The organism is Maricaulis sp. D1M11 (assembly GCF_047308265.1).
Classification (GTDB): domain Bacteria; phylum Pseudomonadota; class Alphaproteobacteria; order Caulobacterales; family Maricaulaceae; genus Maricaulis.
Map to the genome: position 1 here is coordinate 185,642 of NZ_JBKQWY010000008.1, position 25,201 is coordinate 210,842.

General features: G+C 61.0%; 24 protein-coding genes. 13 read left to right on the forward strand and 11 right to left on the reverse strand.

Annotated features, from left to right (window positions below; all coding sequences use genetic code 11):
• Positions 1 to 144: 144 nt before the first annotated feature.
• The 6 genes from RMQ97_RS13425 to RMQ97_RS13450 all read left to right on the forward strand — a co-directional run bounded on the left by RMQ97_RS13425 (position 145) and on the right by RMQ97_RS13450 (position 6,920).
• The gene (locus RMQ97_RS13425) at positions 145 to 1,590 is read left to right on the forward strand and encodes a methylmalonyl-CoA mutase family protein (protein WP_413661404.1); all 1,446 of its coding nucleotides are present in this window, start codon (positions 145 to 147) and stop codon (positions 1,588 to 1,590) included.
• Positions 1,587 to 3,725, forward strand: a complete 2,139-nt coding sequence (gene scpA / locus RMQ97_RS13430) for a methylmalonyl-CoA mutase (RefSeq protein WP_413661405.1) — start codon at positions 1,587 to 1,589, stop codon at positions 3,723 to 3,725. Before RMQ97_RS13425 ends, scpA begins: the two co-directional genes overlap by 4 nt.
• A gap of 36 nt (positions 3,726 to 3,761) precedes the next feature.
• Positions 3,762 to 5,123: an alpha/beta hydrolase family protein gene (locus RMQ97_RS13435; RefSeq protein ID WP_413661406.1), complete on the forward strand. Its 1,362-nt coding sequence runs from the start codon at positions 3,762 to 3,764 to the stop codon at positions 5,121 to 5,123.
• A 73-nt stretch (positions 5,124 to 5,196) separates the two neighbouring features.
• Positions 5,197 to 5,517: a heavy metal-binding domain-containing protein gene (locus RMQ97_RS13440; RefSeq protein ID WP_413661407.1), complete on the forward strand. Its 321-nt coding sequence runs from the start codon at positions 5,197 to 5,199 to the stop codon at positions 5,515 to 5,517.
• Positions 5,518 to 5,683: 166 nt separating this feature from the next.
• The gene (locus RMQ97_RS13445; RefSeq protein WP_413661408.1) at positions 5,684 to 6,127 is read left to right on the forward strand and encodes a peptidase S1; all 444 of its coding nucleotides are present in this window, start codon (positions 5,684 to 5,686) and stop codon (positions 6,125 to 6,127) included.
• 280 nt (positions 6,128 to 6,407) lie between these two features.
• The gene (locus RMQ97_RS13450) at positions 6,408 to 6,920 is read left to right on the forward strand and encodes a CC0125/CC1285 family lipoprotein (RefSeq protein WP_413661409.1); all 513 of its coding nucleotides are present in this window, start codon (positions 6,408 to 6,410) and stop codon (positions 6,918 to 6,920) included.
• A 21-nt stretch (positions 6,921 to 6,941) separates the two neighbouring features.
• Here the strand turns inward: RMQ97_RS13450 and RMQ97_RS13455 are convergent, their stop codons facing one another.
• From RMQ97_RS13455 to RMQ97_RS13470, 4 genes are all read right to left on the reverse strand, one after another.
• A complete protein-coding gene (locus RMQ97_RS13455) occupies positions 6,942 to 7,310 on the reverse strand; it encodes an MmcQ/YjbR family DNA-binding protein (protein ID WP_413661410.1) in 369 nt (122 codons plus the stop codon).
• 3 nt (positions 7,311 to 7,313) lie between these two features.
• Positions 7,314 to 8,030 (reverse strand): hypothetical protein, encoded by a 717-nt coding sequence (locus RMQ97_RS13460; RefSeq protein ID WP_413661411.1) that lies wholly within the window; start codon positions 8,028 to 8,030, stop codon positions 7,314 to 7,316.
• Positions 8,027 to 9,067 carry a hypothetical protein gene (locus RMQ97_RS13465; RefSeq protein WP_413661412.1) on the reverse strand — a complete coding sequence of 347 codons (1,041 nt, stop codon included), beginning with the start codon at positions 9,065 to 9,067 and terminating at the stop codon, positions 8,027 to 8,029. Before RMQ97_RS13465 ends, RMQ97_RS13460 begins: the two co-directional genes overlap by 4 nt.
• A 219-nt stretch (positions 9,068 to 9,286) precedes the next feature.
• On the reverse strand, positions 9,287 to 11,806 hold the full coding sequence (locus RMQ97_RS13470) for a TonB-dependent receptor (protein ID WP_413661413.1): 2,520 nt from the start codon (positions 11,804 to 11,806) through the stop codon (positions 9,287 to 9,289).
• Positions 11,807 to 12,151: 345 nt separating this feature from the next.
• Between RMQ97_RS13470 and RMQ97_RS13475 the strand changes: the two genes are divergently transcribed.
• A complete protein-coding gene (locus tag RMQ97_RS13475; protein WP_413661414.1) occupies positions 12,152 to 14,167 on the forward strand; it encodes a S9 family peptidase in 2,016 nt (671 codons plus the stop codon).
• A gap of 5 nt (positions 14,168 to 14,172) precedes the next feature.
• Entirely contained in the window at positions 14,173 to 15,114 is a 942-nt protein-coding gene (locus RMQ97_RS13480) for a carbon-nitrogen hydrolase family protein (RefSeq protein WP_413661415.1), read from the forward strand.
• Here RMQ97_RS13480 and RMQ97_RS13485 read toward each other — a convergent pair.
• Genes RMQ97_RS13485 through RMQ97_RS13495 form a run of 3 tightly spaced genes read right to left on the reverse strand, consistent with a single transcriptional unit; the run spans position 15,111 to position 16,339 of the window.
• Positions 15,111 to 15,332 carry a tautomerase family protein gene (locus RMQ97_RS13485; protein ID WP_413661416.1) on the reverse strand — a complete coding sequence of 74 codons (222 nt, stop codon included), beginning with the start codon at positions 15,330 to 15,332 and terminating at the stop codon, positions 15,111 to 15,113. The genes RMQ97_RS13480 and RMQ97_RS13485 overlap by 4 nt on opposite strands.
• A complete protein-coding gene (locus RMQ97_RS13490) occupies positions 15,333 to 15,728 on the reverse strand; it encodes a nuclear transport factor 2 family protein (RefSeq protein ID WP_413661417.1) in 396 nt (131 codons plus the stop codon). It lies immediately after the preceding gene.
• Positions 15,725 to 16,339, reverse strand: a complete 615-nt coding sequence (locus RMQ97_RS13495) for a glutathione binding-like protein (RefSeq protein ID WP_413661418.1) — start codon at positions 16,337 to 16,339, stop codon at positions 15,725 to 15,727. Before RMQ97_RS13495 ends, RMQ97_RS13490 begins: the two co-directional genes overlap by 4 nt.
• 117 nt (positions 16,340 to 16,456) lie before the next feature.
• Between RMQ97_RS13495 and RMQ97_RS13500 the strand changes: the two genes are divergently transcribed.
• Positions 16,457 to 16,855 (forward strand): winged helix-turn-helix transcriptional regulator, encoded by a 399-nt coding sequence (locus RMQ97_RS13500; protein WP_413661419.1) that lies wholly within the window; start codon positions 16,457 to 16,459, stop codon positions 16,853 to 16,855.
• A 33-nt stretch (positions 16,856 to 16,888) separates the two neighbouring features.
• On the opposite strand, the gene RMQ97_RS13505 is transcribed toward RMQ97_RS13500, so the two are convergent.
• Positions 16,889 to 17,518, reverse strand: a complete 630-nt coding sequence (locus RMQ97_RS13505; RefSeq protein WP_413661420.1) for a glutathione S-transferase family protein — start codon at positions 17,516 to 17,518, stop codon at positions 16,889 to 16,891.
• Positions 17,519 to 17,782: 264 nt separating this feature from the next.
• On the opposite strand from RMQ97_RS13505, the gene RMQ97_RS13510 reads away from it, so the two are divergent.
• From RMQ97_RS13510 to RMQ97_RS13525, 4 genes are all read left to right on the forward strand, one after another.
• Positions 17,783 to 18,733 carry a hypothetical protein gene (locus tag RMQ97_RS13510; RefSeq protein WP_413661421.1) on the forward strand — a complete coding sequence of 317 codons (951 nt, stop codon included), beginning with the start codon at positions 17,783 to 17,785 and terminating at the stop codon, positions 18,731 to 18,733.
• Positions 18,734 to 18,850: 117 nt separating this feature from the next.
• A complete protein-coding gene (locus RMQ97_RS13515) occupies positions 18,851 to 19,642 on the forward strand; it encodes a hypothetical protein (protein WP_413661422.1) in 792 nt (263 codons plus the stop codon).
• 165 nt (positions 19,643 to 19,807) lie between these two features.
• Entirely contained in the window at positions 19,808 to 20,119 is a 312-nt protein-coding gene (locus tag RMQ97_RS13520; protein WP_413661423.1) for a hypothetical protein, read from the forward strand.
• A 62-nt stretch (positions 20,120 to 20,181) separates the two neighbouring features.
• Positions 20,182 to 20,853: a glutathione S-transferase gene (locus tag RMQ97_RS13525; RefSeq protein WP_413661424.1), complete on the forward strand. Its 672-nt coding sequence runs from the start codon at positions 20,182 to 20,184 to the stop codon at positions 20,851 to 20,853.
• Positions 20,854 to 20,899: 46 nt separating this feature from the next.
• Here RMQ97_RS13525 and RMQ97_RS13530 read toward each other — a convergent pair whose 3' ends face one another.
• The 3 genes from RMQ97_RS13530 to RMQ97_RS13540 are packed head-to-tail and all read right to left on the reverse strand — an operon-like array spanning position 20,900 to position 25,176.
• Complete coding sequence (locus RMQ97_RS13530) at positions 20,900 to 21,190, reverse strand: putative quinol monooxygenase (RefSeq protein ID WP_413661425.1); 291 nt, start codon at positions 21,188 to 21,190, stop codon at positions 20,900 to 20,902.
• A gap of 30 nt (positions 21,191 to 21,220) precedes the next feature.
• Complete coding sequence (locus RMQ97_RS13535) at positions 21,221 to 22,945, reverse strand: NfrA family protein (RefSeq protein WP_413661426.1); 1,725 nt, start codon at positions 22,943 to 22,945, stop codon at positions 21,221 to 21,223.
• Positions 22,946 to 22,962: 17 nt separating this feature from the next.
• Positions 22,963 to 25,176: a glycosyl transferase family protein gene (locus RMQ97_RS13540; protein WP_413661427.1), complete on the reverse strand. Its 2,214-nt coding sequence runs from the start codon at positions 25,174 to 25,176 to the stop codon at positions 22,963 to 22,965.
• Between the last annotated feature and the right edge of the window lie 25 nt (positions 25,177 to 25,201).

The window sequence follows — 25,201 nt, forward strand, 5'->3', positions numbered from 1 at the left end:
GACTGGCAATCTCCGTGCGGCTGACCAAGAAAATACAGCCGCTCCTGCCCATGGGGACAGGCGAACCGCCAAATTGGACCTTCCTCCCTCTTGACCTCGTGGCCCGCACGGACTTTGTGTCCTGCTATATCAGGGAGGAGCGCAATGGTGACCGAATCCGAACACACCGGACAGATCCATGGCTGGGCCGGGGATTTCCCGACCGCGGATCACACCGTCTGGCGTCAACTGGCCGACAAGGCCCTGCGCGGGGCCGATTTCGACGATACGCTCGTCCGCCACACACCCGACGGGCTTGAACGCGGCCCGGTTTTCTTCAGCGCGCCCGAAACCAGCGGTCCGGTTGATACCGCTCCGCGTGACATTCACCGCCCCTTCGCCATGCGTCAAACGATTGTCGAAGCACAGCCCGCAGAAGCGCGCCAGGCCGCGCTGGATGATCTCATGGGCGGCGTGTCTGATCTGGGACTTGTGCTGGATCCGACCGGAGCGACCGGGCTGAAGGCGGACACGCTGGATGATCTGGATGCGGCACTCGAGGGCATCGATCTGGCGCTCGCCCCGGTCCATCTTGAAACCCTCGTCGGTCAGGGTCATCACGCCCATCTCCTGCTGGCGCTGTATGCGCGTCACCGTGTGGACGGAGAGACTGTCACTGGCTCGCTCGGACTGGACCCAGTTGGCCGCGCGGCGCGTCAGGGCGTCGCCCAGGCCCCCTCCTGTTTCGACAAGGCGCGCGATATTGCCCAATTGGCGCAGGAGGCCTTCCCGCGCCTGCATGTCTTCAAGGCCAATGGCGCCCTGGTCTTCGAGGCTGGCGGTAGCGAAGTCCAGGAATTGGCGGTCACAGCGGCCAGCCTAGCACTGTACATGCGGCACCTGATCGGTTGGGGGTTCACGCCCGACCACGCCGCCCGCGCGATTGAACTGCATGTCTGTGTCGATGCGGATATTCATCTCGGCATCGCCAAACTGCGGGCGGTCCGGCGCGTGGCGACACAGATACTCACCGCCTTCGGGGTAAGCGAAACAGCCCGCCGGATCGATATCCACGTCACGACCGCTCATCGCATGCTCAGCGCGAGCGATCCGTGGACCAATCTGATCCGCAATGCCTGTGCCGGTTTCGCCGCGGCAGCTGGCGGTGCGGACAGTCTCTCCATCCGGCCCCTGACAGATGCCATTGGTCGCCCGACGCGGTTTGGACGCCGTGTCGCCCGTAATCTGCACATCCTCCTCGCCGAGGAGAGCCATGTCGGCAAGGTGACCGACCCGGCCGCAGGGTCCTATTTGCATGAAAACCTGACCGAGCAATTGGCCCAGGGGGCCTGGTCCTGTTTCCAGGCGATCGAGGCAGAGGGCGGGCTGGCCGCAGCGTATGACGCCGGCACCGTGCAGGCAGAGATCGTGCAGGCCCGCACAGCCCGTCTCGCCCGCATCCGCAACGGAGATGAGGCCATTCTGGGTGTCACGCAATACCCCGACCCAGACCCGAGGGCCGTGGAAACCGTCGGCCGATGGCCAGACATGCCGGACAGTGATCTGAGCCCGATACGGTTTGCTGCCGAGTTTGAGGGAGAGGCCCAATGAGCCAGATGCCGGACTTCACCCAGATCGAGCTGGGCTCTGCCGCCTCGACGCCCGAAACACCGCAAAACCAGTTCACCACCGCTGAACGGATCGAGATTGCCTCGCGCTATGTGCCCGATGACATGACCGGCATGCGCGCCCTGGGCGGTGTACCGGGGGCATCGCCCTTCATCCGTGGCCCCTATCCCACAATGTATGGCCAGCGTCCCTGGACTATTCGCCAGTATGCCGGTTTCTCGACGGCCGAAGATTCCAATGCCTTCTATCGTCGCAATCTGGCGGCCGGTCAGAAAGGCCTCTCTGTGGCGTTCGACCTGGCCACACACCGCGGCTATGACAGCGATCATCCGCGTGTGGCGGGAGATGTCGGCATGGCCGGGGTCGCTATCGACAGCATCTACGACATGCGCACCCTGTTTGACGGTATACCGCTCGACCAGATGTCCGTCTCCATGACAATGAATGGTGCGGTTCTGCCGGTCATGGCGTTGTATATCGCCGCCGCCGAGGAACAGGGGGTCAGTGCCGATAAACTCTCCGGCACAATCCAGAATGATATCCTCAAGGAATTCATGGTGCGGAACACCTATATCTATCCGCCCACGCCCTCCATGCGGATCATTTCCGACATATTCGGCTACACCTCGCAGAACATGCCGAAATTCAATTCCATCTCTATCTCCGGCTATCACATGCAGGAGGCGGGTGCGCCAGCCGATCTCGAACTGGCCTACACTATCGCGGATGGTCTTGAATATATTCAGACCGGGGTGGATGCCGGGCTGGATGTCGACGCCTTTGCGCCAAGACTGTCATTCTTCTTCGGCATCGGCATGAATGTGTTCATGGAGATCGCCAAACTACGGGCTGCCCGCCTTTTGTGGGCCCGCCTGGTGAAAGAACGCTTCCAGCCCAATTCCGACAAATCGATCTGTCTTCGGACACATTGCCAGACGTCGGGCTGGTCCCTCACCGCCCAGGACGTGTTCAACAATGTCGGTCGGACGGCCCTGGAAGCAATGGCCGCTGTGGATGGCCATACCCAGTCGCTGCACACCAATTCGCTGGACGAAGCCCTGGCCCTGCCGACGGATTTCTCCGCACGCATCGCCCGCAATACCCAGATCCTGTTGCAGACCGAGGCTCATCTGACCGATTGTGCCGACCCTTGGGGCGGCTCAGCCTATGTTGAAAGCCTGACACGCGATCTTGCCGAACGTGCCCTGGAACACATTGCCGAAGTTGATGCCCTGGGCGGTATGGCCCGCGCCATTGATGAAGGCATTCCTAAACTGCGTATCGAAGAAGCCGCCGCGCGGACCCAGGCGCTGATCGACAGTGCCCAGCAGACCATTACGGGCGTTAATAAATTCCGCCTCGACGAGGAAGAAGACGTGCCCGTGCTCAAGGTCGACAATTATCTGGTGCGCAAACAACAGATCGAGAAACTCCAGCGTCTGCGCGAGGAACGAAACCCGGCCGACGTCGAAACCGCCCTGAATTCCCTGACGTCAGCGGCGCAAAGCGGGGATGGCAATCTTCTGGCCCTGTCCGTAGACGCTGCGCGGGCCAAGGCCACAGTGGGCGAGATTTCCGACGCCATGGAACGCGCCTTCAACCGGCATGTTGCCAAGATCAAGGCGGTCAGCGGCGTCTATGGGGCCACAGCCGGTGATGACCCCAAGGTCGTGCGGGCAAAGGCCCTGGCTGAAGACTTCCTGCGCACCACGGGGCGCAAGCCGAAAATCCTCATCGCCAAGCTTGGCCAGGATGGTCATGACCGTGGTCAGAAAGTTGTCGCCTCCGCCTATGCGGATCTGGGCTGGGATGTGGTGATCGGACCACTCTTCCAGACCCCCGACGAAGCGGCAACCCTGGCGGTCGAGGAAAACGTGCATGCGGCCGCTGCCTCATCCCTGGCCGCCGGTCACCTGACGCTTGTGCCCGAATTGCGTGATGCCCTGCGGGATAAGGGGCGCGAGGACGTGCTGGTGATTGTGGGCGGGGTCATCCCACCGGATGATGAACCGGTTCTGCGCCAGATGGGTGCCGCGGCGGTCTTCCCGCCGGGGACCGTTATTGCGGACAGTGCGCTGGTCATGCTCGAACGCATGGGGATTGACGTCGAGGTCTGAGAACCGGCTTGATGGTACTCTATTGGGAGAGTTGTCATGCGTGTGATCACGACCGCCTGTCTGAGTCTGCTGGCCCTTTCGGCTTGTTCTAACACCGAGACCGAAATCCGCGAGGATCTGCGCTGTCTCACCGGAGCCTACCGCATGGCCAATGGGGCTGTGTTTGATGTCGGCCTGTCCGGCGAAAACAGCCTGCGCTGGCGCACGCTGGACGGACAGAACGGGCACGTGACCCAGACGGATGACGGTGTCTGGTCGGGAACGACCGGATGGTCGGACAGGCCGAATCCCGCTCGGATCGTGCTGGGCGAGTGCGGAGACAACGTGATCGAGATCGTCGGCATTGCAGGCCATGACGGCACCGGCGAGCGCATTCCCCTTCAGGTCGAGGACATGCGCTTCCAGGGCGAGGGCGAAACACTTGCAGGCCGTCTGGTCCTGCCCGAGGGCGAGGCACCTGTTCCGATCGTCGTTCTGGTCCACGGCTCGGAGGATTGGAGCGCACGGGATTATGATTTCCAGCAACGCACCCTGCCCGCTCAAGGCATTGGTGTCTTCGTCTATGACAAGCGCGGAACAGGCGGTTCGACCGGTACATACTCCCAGGATTTTGATCTGCTGGCCGCCGACGCTGCCGCCGCTCATCGCACCGCACTCGAGCATGCCGGCGAGCGTGTCGCCTATAGTGGCTATTTTGGCGGCAGCCAGGGCGGGTGGGTCGCCCCGCTCGCGGCGACTTTGAGTGATGTGGATTTTGTCATTGCCTCCTTTGGCATGGCCGAAGGCCCCCTGGCGGAAGATCGCGATGAAGTTCAACTCCGCCTGCGCGATGCCGGTTTTGGTGCTGAGGAACAGGCCAAGGCCCGCGAGATCACCGACATCACCGCGCGCCTGTTGCTGTCCGACTTCCAGGACGGGGCATCCGACCTGGCCCGTGTCCGGCGGGAATACCAGAACGAAGCCTGGTTCCCCCTGCTGGAAGGCGGTATCAGCTATGAAATGGTGAAGCGGCCACTCTGGCAGTTCAGAATCGGCTTTGCCTTTCTCGACACCGGAACCAGCTGGGATTATGTGCCCGTTGACGTGATGCGTACGCTGGAGACCCCGATGCTGTGGGTCATCGCCGGATCGGATCGAAGCACCCCACCGGAAAACACACTGCGCATCCTCGCAGAGCTGCAGGCGGAAGATCGCGCAATCGATGTCGCCCTCTTCCCGGGCACAGATCATGGCATCGTGCGGTTCGAAGAGGATGAAGATGGCGAACGCACAATTCTGGGATATGCACCGGGCTATTTCCCCTTGCTGTCCGACTGGATCATCCAGCAGGAATTGGGGGCGGCCTATCCCGGCGCCGAACTCGCCCCGCGGCGGCCATCCGAATCGGATCCGGGATAAACCTCCCAACAATCCCTGCTGTCGGGAGGCATCATCCCCGTCATGATACCCTCCCGTAACAAGGAGAGACGCCATGATTGTCACCACAACCCCGTCCGTCGAAGGCCGCCAGATCCAGGATTACAAGGGCGTGGTGACCGGAGAAGCCATACTTGGTGCCCACCTCTTCCGTGACCTGTTTGCCGGCCTGCGCGATATTGTCGGTGGCCGATCGGGCAGCTATGAAAAATCCCTGCGCGAGGCGCGCGAGATCGCTCTGTCGGAATTGCAGGACGAGGCACAGCGCCGCGGCGCGAATGCGGTTGTCGGCGTTGATCTGGACTATGAAGTTATTGGCGAACAAGGCTCGATGCTCATGGTCTCCGCGTCGGGAACGGCCGTTGTCCTTTCCTGAAGAAACCATTTGAAGAAATTGAAAAACATAGAGTTTTAGTCATGAACTGTTCACCTAGAACGGGTTATCCCCTGCCTGTACGTGTCTGTCGGCCAATCGTCACTTGGCTCGCCTCGTTAAACATGTAGTTTAGCGAGAGGGACACAATTCAAGCAGGGGGGATCCCATGTCCAAGACTCTTATTGCAGCTGCCGCTCTGGCCGCTTTCTCCACCACGGCTGTTCTTGCTCAAGACTACAGCCTGACACCCAATTACGGCACCTACACGCTGAACGGCGGCTTCCTGCCGGATCCGTCCGAGCTGGACGTTGTCGCAGGTGGCAGCGTTGACGCCGGCAATGTGGGTTGCTCCGGCTACATCTCCAACGCACCGGACGTGCGCCTGATGTGGAATGGTGGCTCCATCGGTATCGGCGCCCGCTCTTCCAGCGACACGACGCTGGTCGTCAACGCGCCGGACGGGAACTGGTACTGCTCCGACGATGTTGATGGTCTGAACCCCTACCTGAACCTGTCCGGTTCCGGCCAGTATGACATCTGGATCGGCACATATGATGGCGGCACCGCGAGCGCTGTCGTTTACGCCACGGAATATGGTTCGCCGCAGTAAGCGCGACGACGACTGTTTCGAGAACGCCGTCGGGTTTGCCCGGCGGCGTTTTTCTTTGGGCGGTCGTTTCGTGTGACGGTGGTTTCGTTGAAGGGTGGTTTCGTTGAACCTCAATCGGCAACTGCGGATTCGATCACATTCCGGGTGAGGTTTCCGTCCAGCGACTTACGCTTTGCTCATGCTGACTGTGTCTGCAGGCAGAATGCTTGACCCATCCCGCTTCGCGTCTCACTCTTTGTTATCGTGGGTGGATGCGATCGAGTTGCGGAGTGATGTTCTCATGAAAACACGGATCAAAACCTGTCTGCTTCCGGCCCTGCTCGTGGCGGGATTAGCGGCCTGTGCCAGTCCTGCGCCCAGCCTGTACGCCCCGTCGGGTGGCGGAGATCGTGGCTATACACAAACCCGTATCGAGACTGATCGTTACCGTGTGCGCTTTTCGGCAGGCCATGACATGAACATGCGGACCGTCGAAGATCTTGCGCTGCGCCGCGCCGCAGAGATCACACAGCGCGATGGCGGCGACTGGTTTCTGGTCGTCAATCGGGTTCGCGAGGGTGAGGATGCCGATCCGGTCGACATCGCCACATCCGTCGGTGTGGCCTTCGGGTCCGGCGGATATCGCAGCACCAGCCTGGGCCTGGGTGTCCAGTACGACCCCAGTGCAGGCGATAAATCGGTTATGCTGGAAATCCTCGTCCGATCGGGTGAACGTCCGGATGCTGAAACCCGGGCTTATAGCGCGGAGCAGGTGCTCGGCTTTACCGAGCGCGCCGCGGGTACGTCTTACTGAGACAAACCACGCCCGGCGCCGTCAGGCCGGAGGCAGAAAACCTAGCTCGCGTTGCAGTTTCTTTGTCAGGCCGCTGGCCACTATGCGATGGCTCTCTGCGATATAGGTTTTCAGCCCATCATCATCGAGACCGGGCTGATCATAATGCTGGATCCAGCTCATACCGCGTGACGCCAGATAGGGTGCCGGTCGGAGCCCGTCCTGTTCCTGAAGGATTTCAAAGGACACGTCCGACACCTTGAAAGAATAGCGCGGCTCATCACCGGCATCGAACATGCCGATCACGAACATTTTGCCGCCTACTTTCCAAACATCACTTCCGCCCCACTGGATGACGTGAGTGGTGTGCGGCAGCGCCTGGCAAAAAGCCATGAAATCATCGCGCTTCATCCCTCAAGCATTTCCCGTCAGAGAGCGGGCCTGCCCGACCCAGTCATCGCGTGCAATACGGCCGCGACCATTGATCTGTTCATCCCAATGCGTCACATCGGCTTCGCCCCATTCAGCGATCTGGGCAATGCGAGTCACGCCCCCTTCCAGCAGGCTGGCAGCGGCTTTGGGACCCAGCCCCCGGATGACAGTCAGATCATCCGCCTCGGCAGGCTCGGGCATGCCGATCACCACAGATTTTGCGGCTTCGGGCAAACCATCCGCACCGCTCTTCACAGGCGTCGTTTCGGACGTTTCCAAAGCCTCGGGCGTTGAGGTGTTGACCGGTTCCGGGGCGATGTCAGAGGTCGCGGGTGTGTCCACAGGGAGAACCTCGGCGGCCGGGGCTTCTACCGTCGGCGTCTCGCTGGCATCCGGCAGACCGGTGGCACCGGACTTGACCTCTTCAGCGCGATGCGCCGGTTCGTGATCCTGTGTCGCAATAACGGGGGGGGCGGCGGGTTCTGTAGCAACGGCCTCGGCCTCGTTGGCGCGGTTTTCAGCTTCACCCACGCGACGCGCCAGCGCATCATTCTCGCGACGCAGACGATCATTATCGCGCTCGAGCTTGTCTGCCTCACGCGCCCGCGCATCACCGCTCCAGATCAGCCAACCGACCAGAACCCCGATACCAAAAGCCACCAGGAGATAGGGGGCCATCTGCCAGATCATCCACATCATGATGCTGTTTCCTCTTCAAGAACCCGGATCATGACCCGATCACTCTGATTCTCCACAATCGCGACAGTAATCCGCGCATCTTCTGCTCCGCCTTGAACCAGAAGGCTGCGCACGGCAGCCGCCCGGCGACGCGATAGTGTGTCGTCAGACGGTGTTGTCTCCGGCTGGATATTCACGCCCAGGGACAGGTTCTCCGGACAGTGGGAAAACGCCCGCCCGACCTGTAGAAGTGCCGTCTGGGATACCGGGCTCGGCGCCGCACCAGCCGGTTCGAACCGCATCTGGTTGGCGCCCCGCGCTGCTTGCAGCACGGCATCACAGCCCTGAGCGGTTTCAATACTTGAGAAGACCTGACCACTCGACCGGATCAGGAGTGCCATCTGATAGGGCTCCGGCAGCTCAGCCAGAGCTGCTCGGGACGAGCGCGCCGTCTGGGCATTGGGGGCCTCGGCAATCAGGGCGGCCTGTTCACCCTGGATCACGAGTGCACCACGGTCGAACCGCGCCAGCTGGGCCAGCAGCAATTGGGCGACAGACTGCCATTCCGCGGACGCCGCACCGCCGGGGATCAGGGTCAAATCGCTTTCGGCACCAATGGGAAAACGCTCCTGCGCGAAAGCTTCCACGGCCCGGCGTGTATCATCGTCCGAGGCATCGCCGCGGATAAACACCCGCCCATTGGCCGCATCCGCACGAAAGGCGAAACGACGCTCGAACCGCGCCTGGCTGGTTTCGTCCCGGACCTGGGTGATCCCCCCCGACACGACACCGCCCGTCCAGGTCGAGGCCCGAACCGCGGCCAGGGCGTCATCACGCGCAACTAGATTGGGCGCGGCTCCCGACAAGATTGCGGTCTGCCCGCGCACGACGACACGCGCCCAGTCATGCTCGCGCGCATCCAAGGCAGCCTCGGCCGCCGACTGCAAGCGTCCTTCCAGCCGATCCGGCCGGATCGGGCTGAAAACAATAACAATCAGTCCCCAGACAATCAGGGCAGCGAACCCGCCCGCCAGGATTTTTCGTGTGCGCAGTGTCATGGTCCCTCGTTCGGATCGAACTGATGGTTCAGGCCTTGGCGGGCAAATGTGGTGAATTTGCGGTCTCACCCGCCGCAGCGCAGCATTCCCATACCTTCTTTTAGGGGCTTCGCCGCGCTGCGCAAGATCACTCCGGAAGAAAGACACGTGCGCAAACCCATACAGAAAGGCCGGGGCGTCGCCACCCCGGCCTCACCTGGTGTGTTGAGTATGCCCTGTCTAGTTCTGCAGACGCAGGGTCAGACCCCAGGTGCGCGGAGCGCCCAGGAATGCATTGAAAGAGCCCGGCTGGAACGGACCATCGAAACCGACCTGGATATAGTCTTCATCCAGAAGATTGCGGCCCCACAATTCCAGCGACCAGCTTTCATCGGCTGCCATCAGGCCGACACGACCGTTGAACAGGGCATAGGCGTCCTGGACTTTCTGCGGATCCAGGTCGGAGCCGGTGTTCTGTTCGGACACCCAGCGACCATCGAGGTGGGCGAGCCAGTTCAGGTCATCCGTCAGGCTGGCCTGATAGGAGACAGAACCGGAGGCATACCATTCCGGTGCCAGCGAGAAGTTTTGACCGGACAGACGGTCCACGTCCGGCGTACCGGTCGGGTCGAACTCTTCATACTTGGCGTCAGAATACGTCAGCCCGCCCTGCATGGTCAGACCCGGCATGCTCTCCGGCAGGTAGAGCAGCTCCAGCTCGGCACCCCGGGTCGACGCGCCGTCGATCGAGGTCACAAAGAAGGCAATGCCGTTGAACGTGTTGAGCTGGTAGGTCTCAAAGTCCGAATAGTAGAGATACAGGTTGGCCAGCAGGGTGTCGTTGAGCCACTCGGTCTTGAAGCCCAGCTCGAAGCTGTCAACCAGTTCCGGGTCGAAGGTGGCCGGATATTCCGACGTCCCTGCCAGGATGCCTGTGAAATCAACCGCGCTGGACCCGGCTTGCGTGAAGCGGTCCAGGTTGAAACCACCGGCCTTGTAGCCACGAGAATAGGTACCATAGGCCAGCAGGTCTTCGTTGAAGCGGTGCGACAGCGACAGGAGACCCGTCACTTCTTCCTCTTCAAGCGATTGATCCAGGCCGATCGTATTGTAGACATCGCGCGAGAACGGCAGGCAGGTGAAGGTGCCGAATTGCACAAGATCAGGAATGCCGACACCTGAACCGGCCGAGAAGCCAGCAAGGATCGCCTGGTTCTGAGCCGTCGAGAAGTCGAGCGCCTCACCAAACACCGCTTCCCAGACATCACAGGCCGGCACGTCCGAGGTCGCAAAATCAGCCGTCGCCGCCTTGTCCGTGCTGGTATACCGCAGCCCGAAGGTCACATTGGTGCTGTCGGTGAAGTTCCAGGTATTGTGCGTGAAGACGCTGAGGCTCTCAGCATCCTGGTTGAACACATCACCCGTCGGATTACCGCCACCAGACGGGGCCCCGGTTCCCGGCGCAAGTGGGGTAAAGGCCGGGATGAAGGTGAGACCCAGACCGTTGGCAAGATCCGTCACAAGGGTCGGCGATCCACCCAGAAGACCCAGATAGGCCTCGAACTGATCACCCATGACGATCGAGTCGCGGCGGACCAGTTCTTCTTCCGAATAATAACCACCGACCATCCAGTCGAGCTGGCCGCGCGAACCGGCCGCGCGCACTTCCAGGGTCCGCGTATCAACGCTGACACCATTATTGGACGCATCACGATAGACGACGTCGGCACCGGTAAAGTCGGTGTCCTGGCCGGTCGTCAGCTCGTAGGCCCGGTCAGACGCGATCACAGTCAGGTCGAACGCATCGAGCGCCCACTCGAACGTGGCCGAATAGCCACCATCGGTGATGTCCTGCGTGGTGTCACGGTTGGACTGGATGACCCGGCTGAACGGATCATCGGCACCCGGAAGCGGACGCGATCCCGGTACCAAAAAGTTCAGAGCGCCAGCCGTCGGGCCTGATTCCAGAGACGGAGCACCACAGCAGTCTTCACTGCGCTCGGTATAGTCTGCGGACAGCAGCAGCGACATGCTCTCATTGATGTCGAACAGCGCCTGGCCACGCATGGTGTGGAAGTCTTGATTGGCGTCTTCCGTCTGGGTGCGCGGACCGTTGAAAGTCTGCACAGTCTGGAAACCGTCGCGCGAACGGGCGGCACCGTACAGGCGAACGGCGACATTGTCGGAGATACCGCCGGTAATACCTGCGGCCATGCCCAGACCTTCCACATCACCGGGCATGACGGTGAGTTCGAGATTGGCGCCGAAATCATATTCCGGACGCTTGGTCACGACATTGATGATACCGGCAGAGGTATTGGCCCCGAACAGCGTGCCTTGCGGACCGCGCAGGACTTCGATGCGCTCAAGCTCACCGAGATCATTGAAGCCGACGCCGTTGCGAGCGCGCGGCACACCGTCAATGACGATACCCACCGAGGACTCCAGTCCCGGGTTATCGCCCACCGTACCGATGCCGCGAATACGCGCCGTCGTGACAAATTCATTGGATGTTGAGGTGACGTTGAGACCGGGCGAAATCACCGCCAGATCCTTGATGTCACGCACACCGGCATTTTGAAGCAGCTCGGCGTTATAGGCCGTAACAGCGACCGGAACGTCCTGGATCCCCTGCTCCCGCTTCTGGGCGGTCACGGTGATCGTTTCGACAGTCCGGCTGTCCTGGGCCTGGGCAGCCCCGGCAGTTACGGCAACAGCGGACGCAGCCGCCAGCAGAATGGCGCGTTTGGTATTAGCCATCTATTTCCCTCCCGTTAGTCAGTGTTTTTACTGACCGGCGTGTTTAGCCATTTTTGTATGTGCGACATTCGTTGATGACGCGATTTCGAGAATGACAGCTTTGCAACAGAATGCACGCCCCTACGGGTCAGGAACTTTGTTGCATGAGGAGTATTCAACGGGTTTTTCGAAAATTGTGGCAATCTCGTCACATCTTGTGAGCGGAAGTTGATTGGAACGCGCGTCCAAATGCGCTGTGATGGTGCCCAAGGGAGGACCATCCACGTGTCTAATAGAATTATTGCAGGCAGCAGCCTGATTCTTTGTGCTTTTTCCGCCAGTTTCGCGTTTGCCGATGATGGCGCGATGACATCTCGCGCCACCGACGAATTGCGCATTTTCACGCCTGCCGATGTCTTCGACCTGGCCTCAGCCTCCCAGCCCCAGATCTCTCCGGACGGACGATTTATTGTCTACACGCGCCGCGAGAACGATATCCAGACGGATCAAACGCTCGCCACACTCTGGTTGTTTGACCGAGACACCGGAGAAGAACGCCGGATCGCCGGCGGCGAGACGCCGGCCGCATCGCCCCGCTGGGCCCCGAACAGCCAGGCCTTTGCCTATGTCCAGTCGGGTGAAGCACCGGCGCTCATGCGATTTGACATCGAGACCGGAGTATCAACCCGCGTGACCGGTATCGGGTTTGGTGCCAATGGGCTGACCTGGTCGCCGGACGGTCAACGACTGGCCTTTGCCAGCTTTGTTCCCGCTGCGGGTATCGCGCCGCAAGCCCTGCCCGAACGTCCCGACGGTGCAGACTGGGCCGCACCGGCCCAGATCGATGACCGGATCGTCTTTCGTATCGATGGCGTGGGTCCGCTGCCGCGCGGCCGAAACCAGATCTTCATCGTCAGGGCCGAGGGCGGCACCGCCCTGCAGGTGACAGAGGACGCCTACGGTGCCAGCGCCGATTTCACCTGGAGTGCAGACAGTCGCAGCCTGATCGTCTCGGTTGATCGTCGCCTGGACACCGATACCTCCGTCAGCGATACGGAGCTCTATCGCCTGGATCTGGATGATGGCAGCCTGAGCGCCCTCACTGATCGTCGCGGTCCGGACAATGCGCCGCGCCTGTCCCCCGATGGCCAGCACCTGGCCTGGCTGGGGTATGATGATCGCCGCATGGGCTATCACAATACCGAGCTTTACATCGGCAAGGCTGACGGCACGGATGCGCGATCCATCAGTGCGGATCTCGACCGTGCGATCACCCAGGCTCGCTGGAGTGAAGACAGCGAACACCTCTTCATCAGCTATATTGATCATGGCCGGACCCATCTGGCGCAAATCGACCTGGACGGCCAGATCATCCCCGTGCGCGATGATCTGATGCCGGACGTGTTCGGACGCCCCTATTCGAGCGGATCCTGGTCCGTCTCCGCATCAGATGAGCTGGCCTATACCTGGGGCGATGTCAGCCACCCCTCCGAAATCGCCGTTCTGGACACGCCGCAGGACGAGCCGCAGATCCTGACGGATTTTGCCCGCAAGAGTGTCGCCGGCATCACCTTCGGCCGGGTTGAACAGATGGACTGGACCACACCCGTTGATGGCCTGGAGGCCGAGGGCTGGATCATCTATCCGCCCGATTTCGACCCGGACCAGCTCTACCCCATGATCCTGGAAATCCATGGCGGTCCCTTCTCCAGCTATGGCCCGGTTTTTACGGGAGAACTACAGCTAATGGCCGCTCGTGGTTATGTCGTGCTGTACACCAATCCGCGCGGATCGACGGGGTATGGCTATGAGTTTGCCAATGAGATCCACCACAATTATCCCGGTCAGGATTATGACGACCTGATCGCGGGGGTCGATGCCCTGATCGATCGCGGCTTTATTGACGAAGACCGACTGTTCGTGACCGGTGGATCGGGCGGAGGTGTTCTCACGGCCTGGATCATTGGCAATACGGACCGCTTCGCCGCTGCCGGTGTCATCAAACCGGTGATCAACTGGTCGAGCTTCGTCCTGCATTCCGATCTGCCGAACTTTTTCTATCGCTACTGGTTCGGTGAAGCACCGTGGGAAAACCCGGACGAATATTGGCGTCGCTCGCCGCTCTCCCTGGTCGGCAATGTCGACACGCCGACCCTGATGATGGTGGGTGGAGCCGATAGCCGGACCCCGCGCAGTGAGACCGAGCAGTATTACTCCGCCCTGCAATTACGCAATGTGCCAACCCGGCTGGTGGTCATTCCAGACACGCCGCACGGCATCGCCAATTCACGGCCCAGTCGCCTTTTGACCAAAGTGGAAGAAATCCTGCATTGGTTCGAGACACATGACCCTGCGCGTGTCGACGAATCTGACGCGGAGTAAGGCCCATGTCCCTATCCTCAACCGTGAAACTGGCCGTGGTCCAGGCCGCTCCGATCTTCTTTGATCGCAAGGCCTCGACCGAGAAAGCCTGTCAGCTGATTGCCGAGGCCGGACAGAATGGCGCCCAGATCACCGCCTTTGGTGAGACCTGGTTGCCCGGTTATCCGTTTTTCATCGAGGCCCCTTTGTCGGACCTGTGGTGGGACGCCTCGGCTCTCTATCTCGACCAGGCCGTGCGGCTGGACGGTCCCGAAATCGCCGATCTGTGCATGGCCGCTCGCAAGGCCGGGACGGATGTGGTGATCGGTATCGCAGAACTCGACCCGCAGACCGAAGGATCGATCTACGCCAGCCTCGTCTTTATCGGCCGGGAAGGCACGGTTCTGGGACGTCATCGCAAGATCAAACCGACCCATCACGAACGCTCCGTGTGGGCGGACGGCGATGCCCGGGGCCTGGTCGCTCATGAGCGCAGTTACGGGCGTCTGTCAGGATTGAACTGCTGGGAGCACAATGTGCTGTTGCCCGGGTTTTCACTCATCGCCCAGGGCACGCAATTCCATGTTGCGGCCTGGCCGGGCCGGGAGCCCGAAACCGCACCCAGTGAACCGGTCTGGTCGCGTCAGCTCCTGTTGTCGCGGGCCTTCGCCAGCCAGGCGGCCGCCTATGTCCTGGCACCCGCCGGCCTGCGGCTTAACGCGCATGTCCCCGAGCGGTTCCAGCCGTTGAACATGTTTGAGCATACCGGTCAAAGCGCCATTATCGACCCGCGTGGAGAAGTGATCGCCGGGCCCGCTGAGGGCGAGACCGTGCTCTACGCCGATGCCGACCCCGAACTCATCCGCAAGTGCAAGGCCGCCTGTGATCCGGCCGGACATTACGCCCGACCGGACCTGTTTGAAGTGCGGCTCGAAGGCCAGACCATCTGGCCCGGGCCGACACGCTAGTCGGTCGCCTTACCGGCCTGGAGGGCGTGTCTGTATTGCATGACCGGCACGCCTCCCACGCCCCAATTGTCGAGCGGGACTTCCTCGATCACAACAAATGTGGTGGCCGGGGATTTGTTGAGCACATCAACCAGAAGATCGGTCGCGCCCTTGATCAGGGCCGCTTTCTGCTCGGCGGTGACACCTTCTTCGGTCACCTGAATATTCACATAGGGCATCTAGGCCTCCGTGGATGTGGATGTGTGGGAACGGGGCAGGATCTGGAAAATCTTGGAGATGATCTGCCAGCGGCCCTCAACGCGGATGAATGTCAGAAAATCGACGAAATCCTTGTCACCGATCGAGCACCGCACGCGCGCACGCGCCGTGTTTTCGCCGGCCAGATCAATCCCGTCGATGATGTCGCGACGCGCCTCACCGCGCGATTGCGGCGACTGCCGCGCCGCCACAACGGGCACATACTCGTCCATCGTTCGATAAAGGAGCGGGCTTTCATCGGCAGTGGCATAGATCGCACGCGGATGAAACACCGCCTGGAGCAGATCCGTATCGCACGTATAGAGCGCATCAAAATAACGGGCGATCAGCGCTTCGATCTCGTTCAGAGCACTCACTGGACCAGTCCCTCCGCCTTGAGCGCTGCCTGCACAGCCGGCCGCTCGCTAACCCGGCCATGCAGCCCGGCCAGGGCCGGCCAGTCGGCCAGGTTGAGACCAATAAAGCCGGCCCAGTTGAGCACTGTGAACGCATAGGCATCGGCCAGGGAGTACTGCTCGCCCAACAGATAGGGACGACCGTCCGTCATGAAACCGGCCAGCAAGCCCAGACGATTGCGCAGCTTCGCCTCGTGCGGCTCAGCCCCTGGCTCTCCCAGGGTCACCCCGGAGAAGAACGGGCTGAACGCCTTGTGCACTTCACTCGCCAGAAAGCTCAGGACTTCTTCCAGACGCGCGCGTTTGACCGTACCGGCCGTCGGTGCCAGCGCCGTGTGCGGGGCCTGGTCGGCGATGTATTGCAGGATGGACAGGCTTTCTGTCAGAACATCGCCGGAGCCCAGACGAAGGGCCGGGACATAACCACGCGCATTGACGTCGCGATAGGCATCACCGCTTTCGGTCTGTCCGCTCTCGGTATCCACCTTGACCAGTTCGAAGCGCTCTTCGGTTTCGCGCAGCAGGATATGGCTGGCGAGCGAACAGGCTCCGGGTTTGTAATAGAGTTGCATGGATCTCTCCTTTCGTGATCGACGCCGCCGAGATGGAGAGAGGAGTATCTGTTTACAAGCAGGTTTCCATTAGTTACCGTCATTTTCAAGTTACCGCCAGGAAACCTGATATCCGCCATGTCACTCAAAATGCGCAAAAATCACAGCCCAGATCCGCCCGTCCCGTGTGCTCTTACCGAATGCATGAGCATTATTGCCGGGGCCTGGGCGCCCAATGTGGTGTGGAGTCTGCGCTCCGGCCCCCGGCGATTCAACGAGCTGCGTGAGGATATCCCGCCCGTCTCTGCCAAGGTCTTGTCGACACGCCTCAAGGAGCTAGAGGAACGCGGTGTGCTCAAACGCCGGGTCAAACGCACCTCCCCGCCCTCGGTGGAGTATGAACTGACCGAGCTGGGCCAGGATCTCATCCCGGCCCTCGACGCCATCGTCCAGGTCGGTTTCAAGCTGAAAATTGCCCGCGGTGAGTGGCCCGCAGACGAGCCCATTCCCAGCCACGCCCGGGTTGAACGGCCCTAGGCACAGCCCGCACAAAACGGGCGCAAACCCGGGTCAGGCCGAAACACTGGGCCGCGCGTTCACAGCATCACGCCAGGTCGCCAGCGCCTTAAAGGTCTCGGGCGGCCCCATTTTCACCCAGCCCGCGAAATCACAACACACAAGAGCGGCGATGTCGGCCGCGGAAAAAGCTTCGCCCGCCAGGTAGGGTGTCTCCTGCAATCGGGTATCAAGCACCTCGAAAAACGCCTCGATCCGCGCCGCGCCGCGCTCGGCAAGCGCCGGGATCTGCTCATAATCGCGCGGCCCTGTGAGGCTGCGCTTCTTGAAGAAGCTGGAGGTGTTGCGCAAGACTTCCGCGATGGCCATCAGCCCTTCGCTCTCCACACGCGCCGTCCATTCCGCCACCAGAGCCTTTTCAATCGGATCACGGCCCAGGAGCGGCGGCTCGGGGCAGGTCTCTTCCAGATAGCGTGCAATGGACGCATTATCGGTCAGCACCACGCCGTCTTCGAGCACAAGTGCCGGGACAGTCTGACGTGGATTGATGGCGGTAAAGGCCTCGCCGCGCTGTTCCTCCGCGCCCAGATCCACCTGGATGATCTCAACATCCAGCCCTTTCTCCGCCATGAAAATGCGCGCTCGTCGCGGGCTGGGCGCTCGGGCAAAATCATAGAATTTCATGTATCGACCTCCTGAAACGATCCGGTCTGGCGCCGGACTGTGCGGCGCGAGCCTGTCAGACAGGCTGCGTTCATACAAGGCCTGATAGTGGCGGCGTTTAACGTTGTTTTCCCGCGGGAGGGGAATCGCGAGACGGAGACTCATTTGAGGCGAGATTGCCTTAATTTGCCCCGAAATCGCCTCCCTCCCCGAAAGTTCCGGCCATGATTGGCGTTAACCATGATGAAATCGACCTATGGGGGTCTAATTCAGGGAGGGGAGGCCATGCCCCAGAAGATTGCAGAATTTCTGAACAAGCCGGGTGCCAAACCCGACCGTGATGCAGATCTGGATGATGAGTTCGAATCCGATTCCGAAACCGGTCTGCTGAATGTGTCTCTGTTGCGCCTTGAAGGGGCGACGGCCCGGGCTGAAGGAGCGCAGGAGAATCTCAAGGTTTTCCGCCGCACCTGGGGTAATGCCATCCCCGATGAGACCACGAGTGAATTCTCTTCGGACGTGTCCACACAGCCGGATGTGAAACCGATCAATCGTGCGGCGGTTTATCCCAAATCGCACATGCTGCACTTCTCCGTGCTGGCCGCTCTGGTCCTGTTCGAAGGCCTCGCCAACGCCTATTTCTTCTCTACCGGCTCGGATCTGGGTCTGTTGGGAGGCTGGCTGCAGGCGATCACCGTGTCCTTTACCAATGTGATCACGGCGTTCTTCCTGATCGGCTTCATCGGCCTGCGTCTGATGGCCAATCCACACAAGCGGGTCCACCAGATCCTGGGTGCCGGGGTAATTGCCCTGACGACGATCGCCCTTTTGGCCCTGAACTTGTCGGCGGCGCACTATCGCGATCTGATGGAGCTGCATGCTGCCACCCTGGCCATGGGCGGAGCCGAGCAAACGGGCGTGATCCTGGATCCGGTTCAGGCGGCCTGGAACAATATGACCGGGCTGAAATCTCTAGAAGCCCTGTTATTGTTCATCCTGGGTACCACATTCGCGGCGATCGCTGCCTATAAGGGCCGCACCTTCTCCGACGCCATCATGGGATATGCCGGGGCAACGCGGAAGCTGGAGAAAGCCTCCGAAGGCCTGATGAAGGCGCTCGAAGAGGCCGCCAAGGACAAGGACGTCAAGAAAATGAAGGGCCATGCCCTGCTGACCGACGCCCAGACCCTGAATGTCGAGATCCTGCGTGAGCTGGAAGGCCCGGCCCGCACCTGATCCTCACTCACCCGCGTCGGGGACGGTGATACACCGTCCCCACGATTTTCGCCCCGCTCAGGAGAAATCCCTGTATAAGACGGGCGGGGTTTCGAACAACAAGCGACGGAGGGGGCCATGTCCGGACGCGATCTTATCGGTGTATTCAATCTGATCATCGTCGTGGGTATTCTCGGCGTCATCAGCTACGCCGCCATCATCCTGCAACCGCCGGAATATGATCACCAGACGCTGTGCGTGGTCGACGAGATACCGCCCCACCGCGCTGTCGTGATCGACAAGACCGATCTCTACTCCCCGGAACAGGCAGATCGCATTGCCGCCCTGATCCGGGCCCAGAAACCGGGTCTGGCCGTCGGCGAGCGTCTCTCTCTCTATGAGCTCAATGAGAGCGGCCAGCTGGCCAATACCAACCGGTTCTCCTTGTGTAATCCCGGTGCCGGCGAACAGGTCAATCCGCTCTATCGCAATCCGGACCGGGTCCAGGCCCGCTATGACATGCTGTTTGCCGAACCGCTTGAGGCCGCGCTGGCCGATCTGGTGACGCCGAAAAACGCCCCCAACAGCCCGATCATCGAGGCCCTCGCGCAATTGACGCAGGACCCGACATTCGACCGCAATGCGCCGCGTCGCCATATCGTGCTGGTGTCGGACATGCTGCAAAATTCAGATCTTTTCACGGTCTACCCCTACCGCCAGCGCATGGATCTGACGTCACGGCTGCCCGCCCCGACCACCGTCGCCCAACTGCTGCGCGAGACGTATGGGGACGGCCTGCGCGGTGTGACGCTGGAAATACGCCTGATCCCGCGCGATCCGTGGCAACAGGTCCAGCAAAGCCAGATGCGGGCTTATTGGGACCAGGTCCTGCGCCCGCTCGGTGTGAGTGTGCAATGGGTCGAGCTCTAGGCGCTCACACACGGTAAACGCCAGACATCCGCGCTAACGCGTTCAAGAACATGACCAAATCGCCGCTCTCCACAATGGGGAGCGGCGATTTATGTTTTATGCGTCCATTTCGGAGGAAACCCCCATATCTTGTGGAGACCGACCACAACAACACCGTATATAGACATGGCCGCTTCCAATCCCGACACGCCCGTTCCGGCTCATCCGACCGAGCTTCTGGACCTCGATATCGTGTCCTTCTGCGCGCGGCGGCCGGATCTGACAGAGCTGGCCTTCACCCTGGCAGATCATGGACATGTCTATCTCGGTGATGTTGTCAGGCTGAGTGAATACACGGTGCTGGATCTGGCCAATGGACGCCGTGATCAGGCGACCATGTTGAGATTGATGCTCAACCAGTGCGGCCTTCGTCTTGACCTGCCCTCACCGGACTGGCAGGCGCCGGCGAATGATCTGCTGGCAAGCGAGCTGGACTAGCGACTGGTCACAGGCGCACTCTGCCCTATGTGTCGCTTTAGGTATCCATCGACGAGTCCGCCATGATCACGCTTCACCATCTCGACCAGTCCCGTTCCCAGCGTATTGTCTGGCTGCTTGAAGAGCTCGACCTCGAATACGAGATCCGCTCCTACAAGCGCAACACGGAGACCTGGCGCGCACCGGCCGATCTCAAGGCCATCCACCCGCTGGGCAAATCCCCCGTGATCACCGAGGGCGATGTGACTGTCGCCGAATCCGGCGCGATCATCGAATATCTGATTGAGACCCATGGCCCCGGACTGAAACCAGCGGCAGGAAGCCAGGCGCGACGCGATTATCAGTACTGGCTGCATTTCGCGGAAGGCTCCCTGATGAGCCCGATGCTGATCAAGCTGATCCTTGATCGTATCAATTCGGCCAAAATGCCCTTCTTCGCCAAACCCATCGCCCGCAATATCACCAAGCGTACCATGGATGGATTTGTCGGACCGGAACTGGAAAACTTGTTCGGCTATATCGAAGACTATCTGGGCCAGCACACCTGGTTTGCCGGCGAGGAGTTCTCCGGCGCGGATATCCAGATGAGCTATCCGCTGGAGGCCGCCGCAGCGCGCGGCACCCTTACCCGCACGCGCCCCCATATCACGGCCTGGCTGGATCGGATCCATGAACGACCGGCCTATAAACGTGCGCTGGAAAAAACCGGCGATTACGGCTTTCTCTCGAGCTGATCCCGAACCCGGATCTGAGCCCGCGTCCGGCTGTGCGAACCACGCCTCAGGCGGGTTCGAACCCGGTCTCGAAAATCCGCAACTGGCGGGAGTGAATACCTGCGCCCGGCCAGGACGCCCGCCAGCGCTTGAGATGGACGCTGTCGAAATGGGCGTCCAGCGCCTCGCGATCGCGCCACCGCTCGATCACCCGGATCACGCCGGGCTGCAGCACGTCTTCGCCATAGGCGTAGTCGAGACAGCCCTCCTCCGCGCGCGAGGCCTCAATCATGACCGCCATCAATGGACGGGCCCTCTCAATATCATCAACCTGAAACTGGCCTTCCACAATGACCATGCCGAACTCTCCTGATCTGTCGGCGTCCCTCTAGAAACCAAACACCACGCGCGCCATCACCCCGTCATCATTGCCGCCATCGACATCGAACAGGTATTCCACCTCGAAATCGACGCGCTTGCGGGCGCTGTGATAGCGGTCTTCGTCAAACCAGTGGGTGAAAGCCACACCCGGACCGGCTTCCCATTGCTCCTGCGAGCCGAAATTATCGTCGGCATACTGCCCGATCACCGTCATGTAAGGCGTGACGGCCCAGTTATCGGCAACCGGGAAACGACGTCCTTGGCGCGCTTGCAGGTAAGCGCCGAAAAACTCGTCATCACCGGGGATGTAGGCCAGATCGGCATAGAGGCTCGTATAATTCCAGCTATCTTCGCGACCTTCCCATCCATAGCCGTCGGTCCAGCCATAGGAGGCGCGCAGCAACCAGTCATCGCGAGCGTCATCACCCAATGCCACCAGCCGCTCGGCAGACAGGGAAAAGTCATGTGCGCTGAATGGTTTGTACCGCACACCGAGACCGGCCTGCGTGCTGTCGCCATCGAAATTGAACGTGCCCGGGTCAATCGCCGTATAGGCGCGGCCATAAAAGCTCAGCCCACGCCCGTCCTGATACAGGCTGTCTGGCCGCCAGTTGATCTCTCCCCCCAGCGAGGAATAGGCGGCCGAGGTCTGCACTCCATTGGAAATGCTCGTGCCGGCATCGCGCCAAGTGTAATAGGCATAGCCGTAAACCGACCGGTCCAGCTCGGTCACTTCATTGCGAAAACGGGTCAGGCGTTCGTCATCGCTCGACACGCCTTGTGAATGCAGACGATCAATGGCCCGGCGGAAGGCCTCGCTGGCGCCCTCACGGTCACCGGCATCCTTGAGCGCATAGCCCAGGTCCTCATTGAGATCAGACCGCGAGGGATCACGCGCCATGACCGCGCGAAAGAGCTCGGCCGCCTCTGCATCCCCACCGGTCCGCCGCAGGGCATAGGCCAGCGACAATTGTACATCCATGTTTCCGGGATCACGGCTGAGCACGGTGCGATATTCGGCGATCGCGGCATCGGTCTGCCCTGCCGCATCCAGCATCAAGGCCCGGTCAAACCGACGCCAGGCCTGGTCATCCAGGGCGATGGCCCGCTCCATATAGCTCGCTGCGGCCGCGGGCTGTTGCTGGCGCAGGACCTGGGCCCGCTCGTCATAATAGGAGGCCAGCTGATCCCCCTGCAGGGTGCCCGCATCAATCTCCATCAGGCGCGCTTCGGCGCTGCGAACACGGCCGGACAGGCGCGAGGCCCGGGCGGCCTGCAATTGATCAAACCCGTCGCCGGAGATGCGAGAGGCATATTCCCACCCGATCAGCGCCTTGTCCCAATCGCCCACCGCTTCGGCCTGATACCCCAGCGCCCGCAGGGCGTAGAGCTGCTGCTCCGCGCTCAGCTGATCGCGGCGGCGCACAGCATCCCACAGATTATTGACGGCGCGCTGGGCATCACCGGTCTCGACAGCACAGTTGGCCGCATCGATGAAATCCACGGCGCTGGAACGGGCACGGGCCAGGCGTTCCCAGATTGGCATGGCTTGCGCACACTGTCCGCTGCCGGCCAGGTCATAGGCGTGAGAGCGCGCGGCGTCGATTTCCGCCTGGGTGAGGTCCGCCCCGGCCTGGGTGACAATCAGGACGGTGGCGAGCGCCGCCGAACCCAGCATCAGCTGGCGAGAGGCGGAAAACAGTGCGGGGCGGGCCTTGTGTGTGGAGGTCATGAGTCTCTTCCTTCCCATCAGGCGTGTTCAGGGGTGTCAGCCGTTTGCGGCACCAGGTCCGGCTCGGCTTCGGCCAGGGCGTTCCAGTCGGCGTCGGACAGGATGCCGGCCTGGCGCGCAATGGCGATAAATCCAAAGGGTGGTGTCAGGCTTTCGGCCTGACGACGGATCAGTCGCCAGACATCGGCAATCTGATCCTCTGTGAGAAGTTTCATCTGACGCAGGACGCGTGCGGCCCGCAAATCCGTGTCCAGTGGCTCGCTGTTCCAGGCGAAACGCAGGGCAAAACGAATATCGCTGCGTGGCGCGAGGGCATACCTCACCCCCTGCCCCAGTGCGGTTTCCAGCGCGGCATGGTCCTCATCCGAAACCGGTTGCGCCACGGCCAGCGTGACTGTGGAGCCCGAACGCGACAGCGGGAAGGCCTGGTGGAAACGCGCCGCCTCCTCACCGATCAGATCGCGAACGCTGGCGGCTGTCTCCAGACCATCAAAACCGATGACTTCAAACCCGGACACCTCGCCCCAGGCCTGGGCCACTTCTTCCTCGGTCGCCAGCCCTCGACGTACGAGAACCACACCGATCGTGTCGCCGGTTTCCGCCATCTCGGCTTCCACCTCCGCCAGCACCTCATCATTGACCAGGCCATAGAATATCAGGGCTTCACCAATTGAATTGGGCTGACCGGAGATTTCCGCCATCGAGGGATAGGCGTGCATGGTCTTGTCCCAGGTGATGCGATTGCCGGTGATCATGTGCCAGGCAAACCGACGCGCGGCACGCATCGAGGCCAGGAAGCCGACATAGTTTGCCAGGACCATGCGGATCGGGGCGATCAGCGCGTGACGCAGACCATGGGCCGAGCCGGTGAAGATGATCCGGTGCAGCACACGGTTCACCAGATAGATGAAGTTGATCATCACCAGGCCCCAGACCCAGGAGTTCGGGTCGATCAGCGGCGGCAACATGCCAACACCGGGAACCAGCGTCGCAACCAGCCAGACCAGGAACCATTGAAAGACGATGGCATAGGCCAGCATGCCCGTCGGCGCAGTCCAGATCGCCTTGCGATCCCGGAACATGAAATAACGGTGGGCGAACGGGCCGAACCAGCCCAGCTGTTTCCAGCCCAGATAGGAAATGCCCAGCATCCAGCGGGATTTCTGCTTCACCGAGACATTCAGCTTGTCCGGGAAGTATTCCCGAGTGGCCACCAGTTCGCGGCGATAGAGGGTGCGCATGCCGCGACCATCACGCCGTTTGATTTCACCCACCGGAACCCTTGCCCAGTAGCGAACAAAATCCGAGCGCAGACCGGCTTCAAACAGGCGGTGACCGACATCATAGTCTTCCGTCAGGCTGTCGGTATTGAACGGCTGGTTGTCGCGCTCCTCGCAGAGGAGCTGGATCGAACGGCGCGAGAAGGATGTCGCCACACCGGCAGAGGGCACCAGACGAGTCATGGCCGAGCGGGCGATCAGGTCCTTGCCATGCCATTCCGCGAACTCATCCATATAGTGACCGGCGACCAGATCCCGGTATTTGCGCGGCATGGACAGAACCGGCAATTGCACCATGTCGGAGCGTTCCAGATAGGCGTTCACCACCTTGAAGGAGAGCGGATGGATCACGTCCTCGCTGTCCTGCATGACAAAGCCGGCATAGGTCACATCATGCGCTTTTTCATGGGCAAAGATGTTCTGGATCATCCAGTTGAGACAATCCGCCTTCGATGTCGGCCCGTCATGGCCCACCATGGCGCGATGAACCTGGGCGTGCTGGGACGCAATCCGGTCGACCTCACGGATGGTGTCGGGGTCATTGGGATAACAGCCCACGAAAATATCGTAGTTCTGATACTCCATCGTGGTCAGCGTATTCATCAGCATGCGCGCGATGACATCGCTTTCCTGCCAGGCCGGCACCATGATGGCGAGCCGGGTTTCCGGACGATCCAGCAATTGCTCGGTTGTCGGCACTTTGCGGAAAGGCCGGGTGATCACCCTTTGCAGCTGCAGCACCCAGAAATAGAGATCCAGGAAGGCATCATCCGTGGACGAGATAAAAATCGCGATGGCCGCGTAAATCGTCAGCCAGGACAGGATCTGCCAGTACAGGCGGGCCATGCCCGCATAGTCCAGGCCCATCACCCATTGAACGGCAAAGCCAAAACCGGCATTGGCCACTTCAAGGGCCGAAACGGCAAGATATGTATCGGTCGTGTCGATCATCGGCCCCTCCCCGGAGCTGGATCCG

Bases quoted from the DNA above. Each gene is read 5' to 3' on its own strand.
- RMQ97_RS13425 (WP_413661404.1), top strand. From the start codon at position 145: ATGGTGACCGAATCCGAACACACCGGACAGATCCATGGCTGGGCCGGG.
- scpA (WP_413661405.1), top strand. From the start codon at position 1,587: ATGAGCCAGATGCCGGACTTCACCCAGATCGAGCTGGGCTCTGCCGCC.
- RMQ97_RS13435 (WP_413661406.1), top strand. From the start codon at position 3,762: ATGCGTGTGATCACGACCGCCTGTCTGAGTCTGCTGGCCCTTTCGGCT.
- RMQ97_RS13440 (WP_413661407.1), top strand. From the start codon at position 5,197: ATGATTGTCACCACAACCCCGTCCGTCGAAGGCCGCCAGATCCAGGAT.
- RMQ97_RS13445 (WP_413661408.1), top strand. From the start codon at position 5,684: ATGTCCAAGACTCTTATTGCAGCTGCCGCTCTGGCCGCTTTCTCCACC.
- RMQ97_RS13450 (WP_413661409.1), top strand. From the start codon at position 6,408: ATGAAAACACGGATCAAAACCTGTCTGCTTCCGGCCCTGCTCGTGGCG.
- RMQ97_RS13455 (WP_413661410.1), bottom strand. From the start codon at position 7,310: ATGAAGCGCGATGATTTCATGGCTTTTTGCCAGGCGCTGCCGCACACC.
- RMQ97_RS13460 (WP_413661411.1), bottom strand. From the start codon at position 8,030: ATGATGTGGATGATCTGGCAGATGGCCCCCTATCTCCTGGTGGCTTTT.
- RMQ97_RS13465 (WP_413661412.1), bottom strand. From the start codon at position 9,067: ATGACACTGCGCACACGAAAAATCCTGGCGGGCGGGTTCGCTGCCCTG.
- RMQ97_RS13470 (WP_413661413.1), bottom strand. From the start codon at position 11,806: ATGGCTAATACCAAACGCGCCATTCTGCTGGCGGCTGCGTCCGCTGTT.
- RMQ97_RS13475 (WP_413661414.1), top strand. From the start codon at position 12,152: ATGACATCTCGCGCCACCGACGAATTGCGCATTTTCACGCCTGCCGAT.
- RMQ97_RS13480 (WP_413661415.1), top strand. From the start codon at position 14,173: ATGTCCCTATCCTCAACCGTGAAACTGGCCGTGGTCCAGGCCGCTCCG.
- RMQ97_RS13485 (WP_413661416.1), bottom strand. From the start codon at position 15,332: ATGCCCTATGTGAATATTCAGGTGACCGAAGAAGGTGTCACCGCCGAG.
- RMQ97_RS13495 (WP_413661418.1), bottom strand. From the start codon at position 16,339: ATGCAACTCTATTACAAACCCGGAGCCTGTTCGCTCGCCAGCCATATC.
- RMQ97_RS13500 (WP_413661419.1), top strand. From the start codon at position 16,457: ATGTCACTCAAAATGCGCAAAAATCACAGCCCAGATCCGCCCGTCCCG.
- RMQ97_RS13505 (WP_413661420.1), bottom strand. From the start codon at position 17,518: ATGAAATTCTATGATTTTGCCCGAGCGCCCAGCCCGCGACGAGCGCGC.
- RMQ97_RS13510 (WP_413661421.1), top strand. From the start codon at position 17,783: ATGCCCCAGAAGATTGCAGAATTTCTGAACAAGCCGGGTGCCAAACCC.
- RMQ97_RS13515 (WP_413661422.1), top strand. From the start codon at position 18,851: ATGTCCGGACGCGATCTTATCGGTGTATTCAATCTGATCATCGTCGTG.
- RMQ97_RS13520 (WP_413661423.1), top strand. From the start codon at position 19,808: ATGGCCGCTTCCAATCCCGACACGCCCGTTCCGGCTCATCCGACCGAG.
- RMQ97_RS13525 (WP_413661424.1), top strand. From the start codon at position 20,182: ATGATCACGCTTCACCATCTCGACCAGTCCCGTTCCCAGCGTATTGTC.
- RMQ97_RS13530 (WP_413661425.1), bottom strand. From the start codon at position 21,190: ATGGTCATTGTGGAAGGCCAGTTTCAGGTTGATGATATTGAGAGGGCC.
- RMQ97_RS13535 (WP_413661426.1), bottom strand. From the start codon at position 22,945: ATGACCTCCACACACAAGGCCCGCCCCGCACTGTTTTCCGCCTCTCGC.
- RMQ97_RS13540 (WP_413661427.1), bottom strand. From the start codon at position 25,176: ATGATCGACACGACCGATACATATCTTGCCGTTTCGGCCCTTGAAGTG.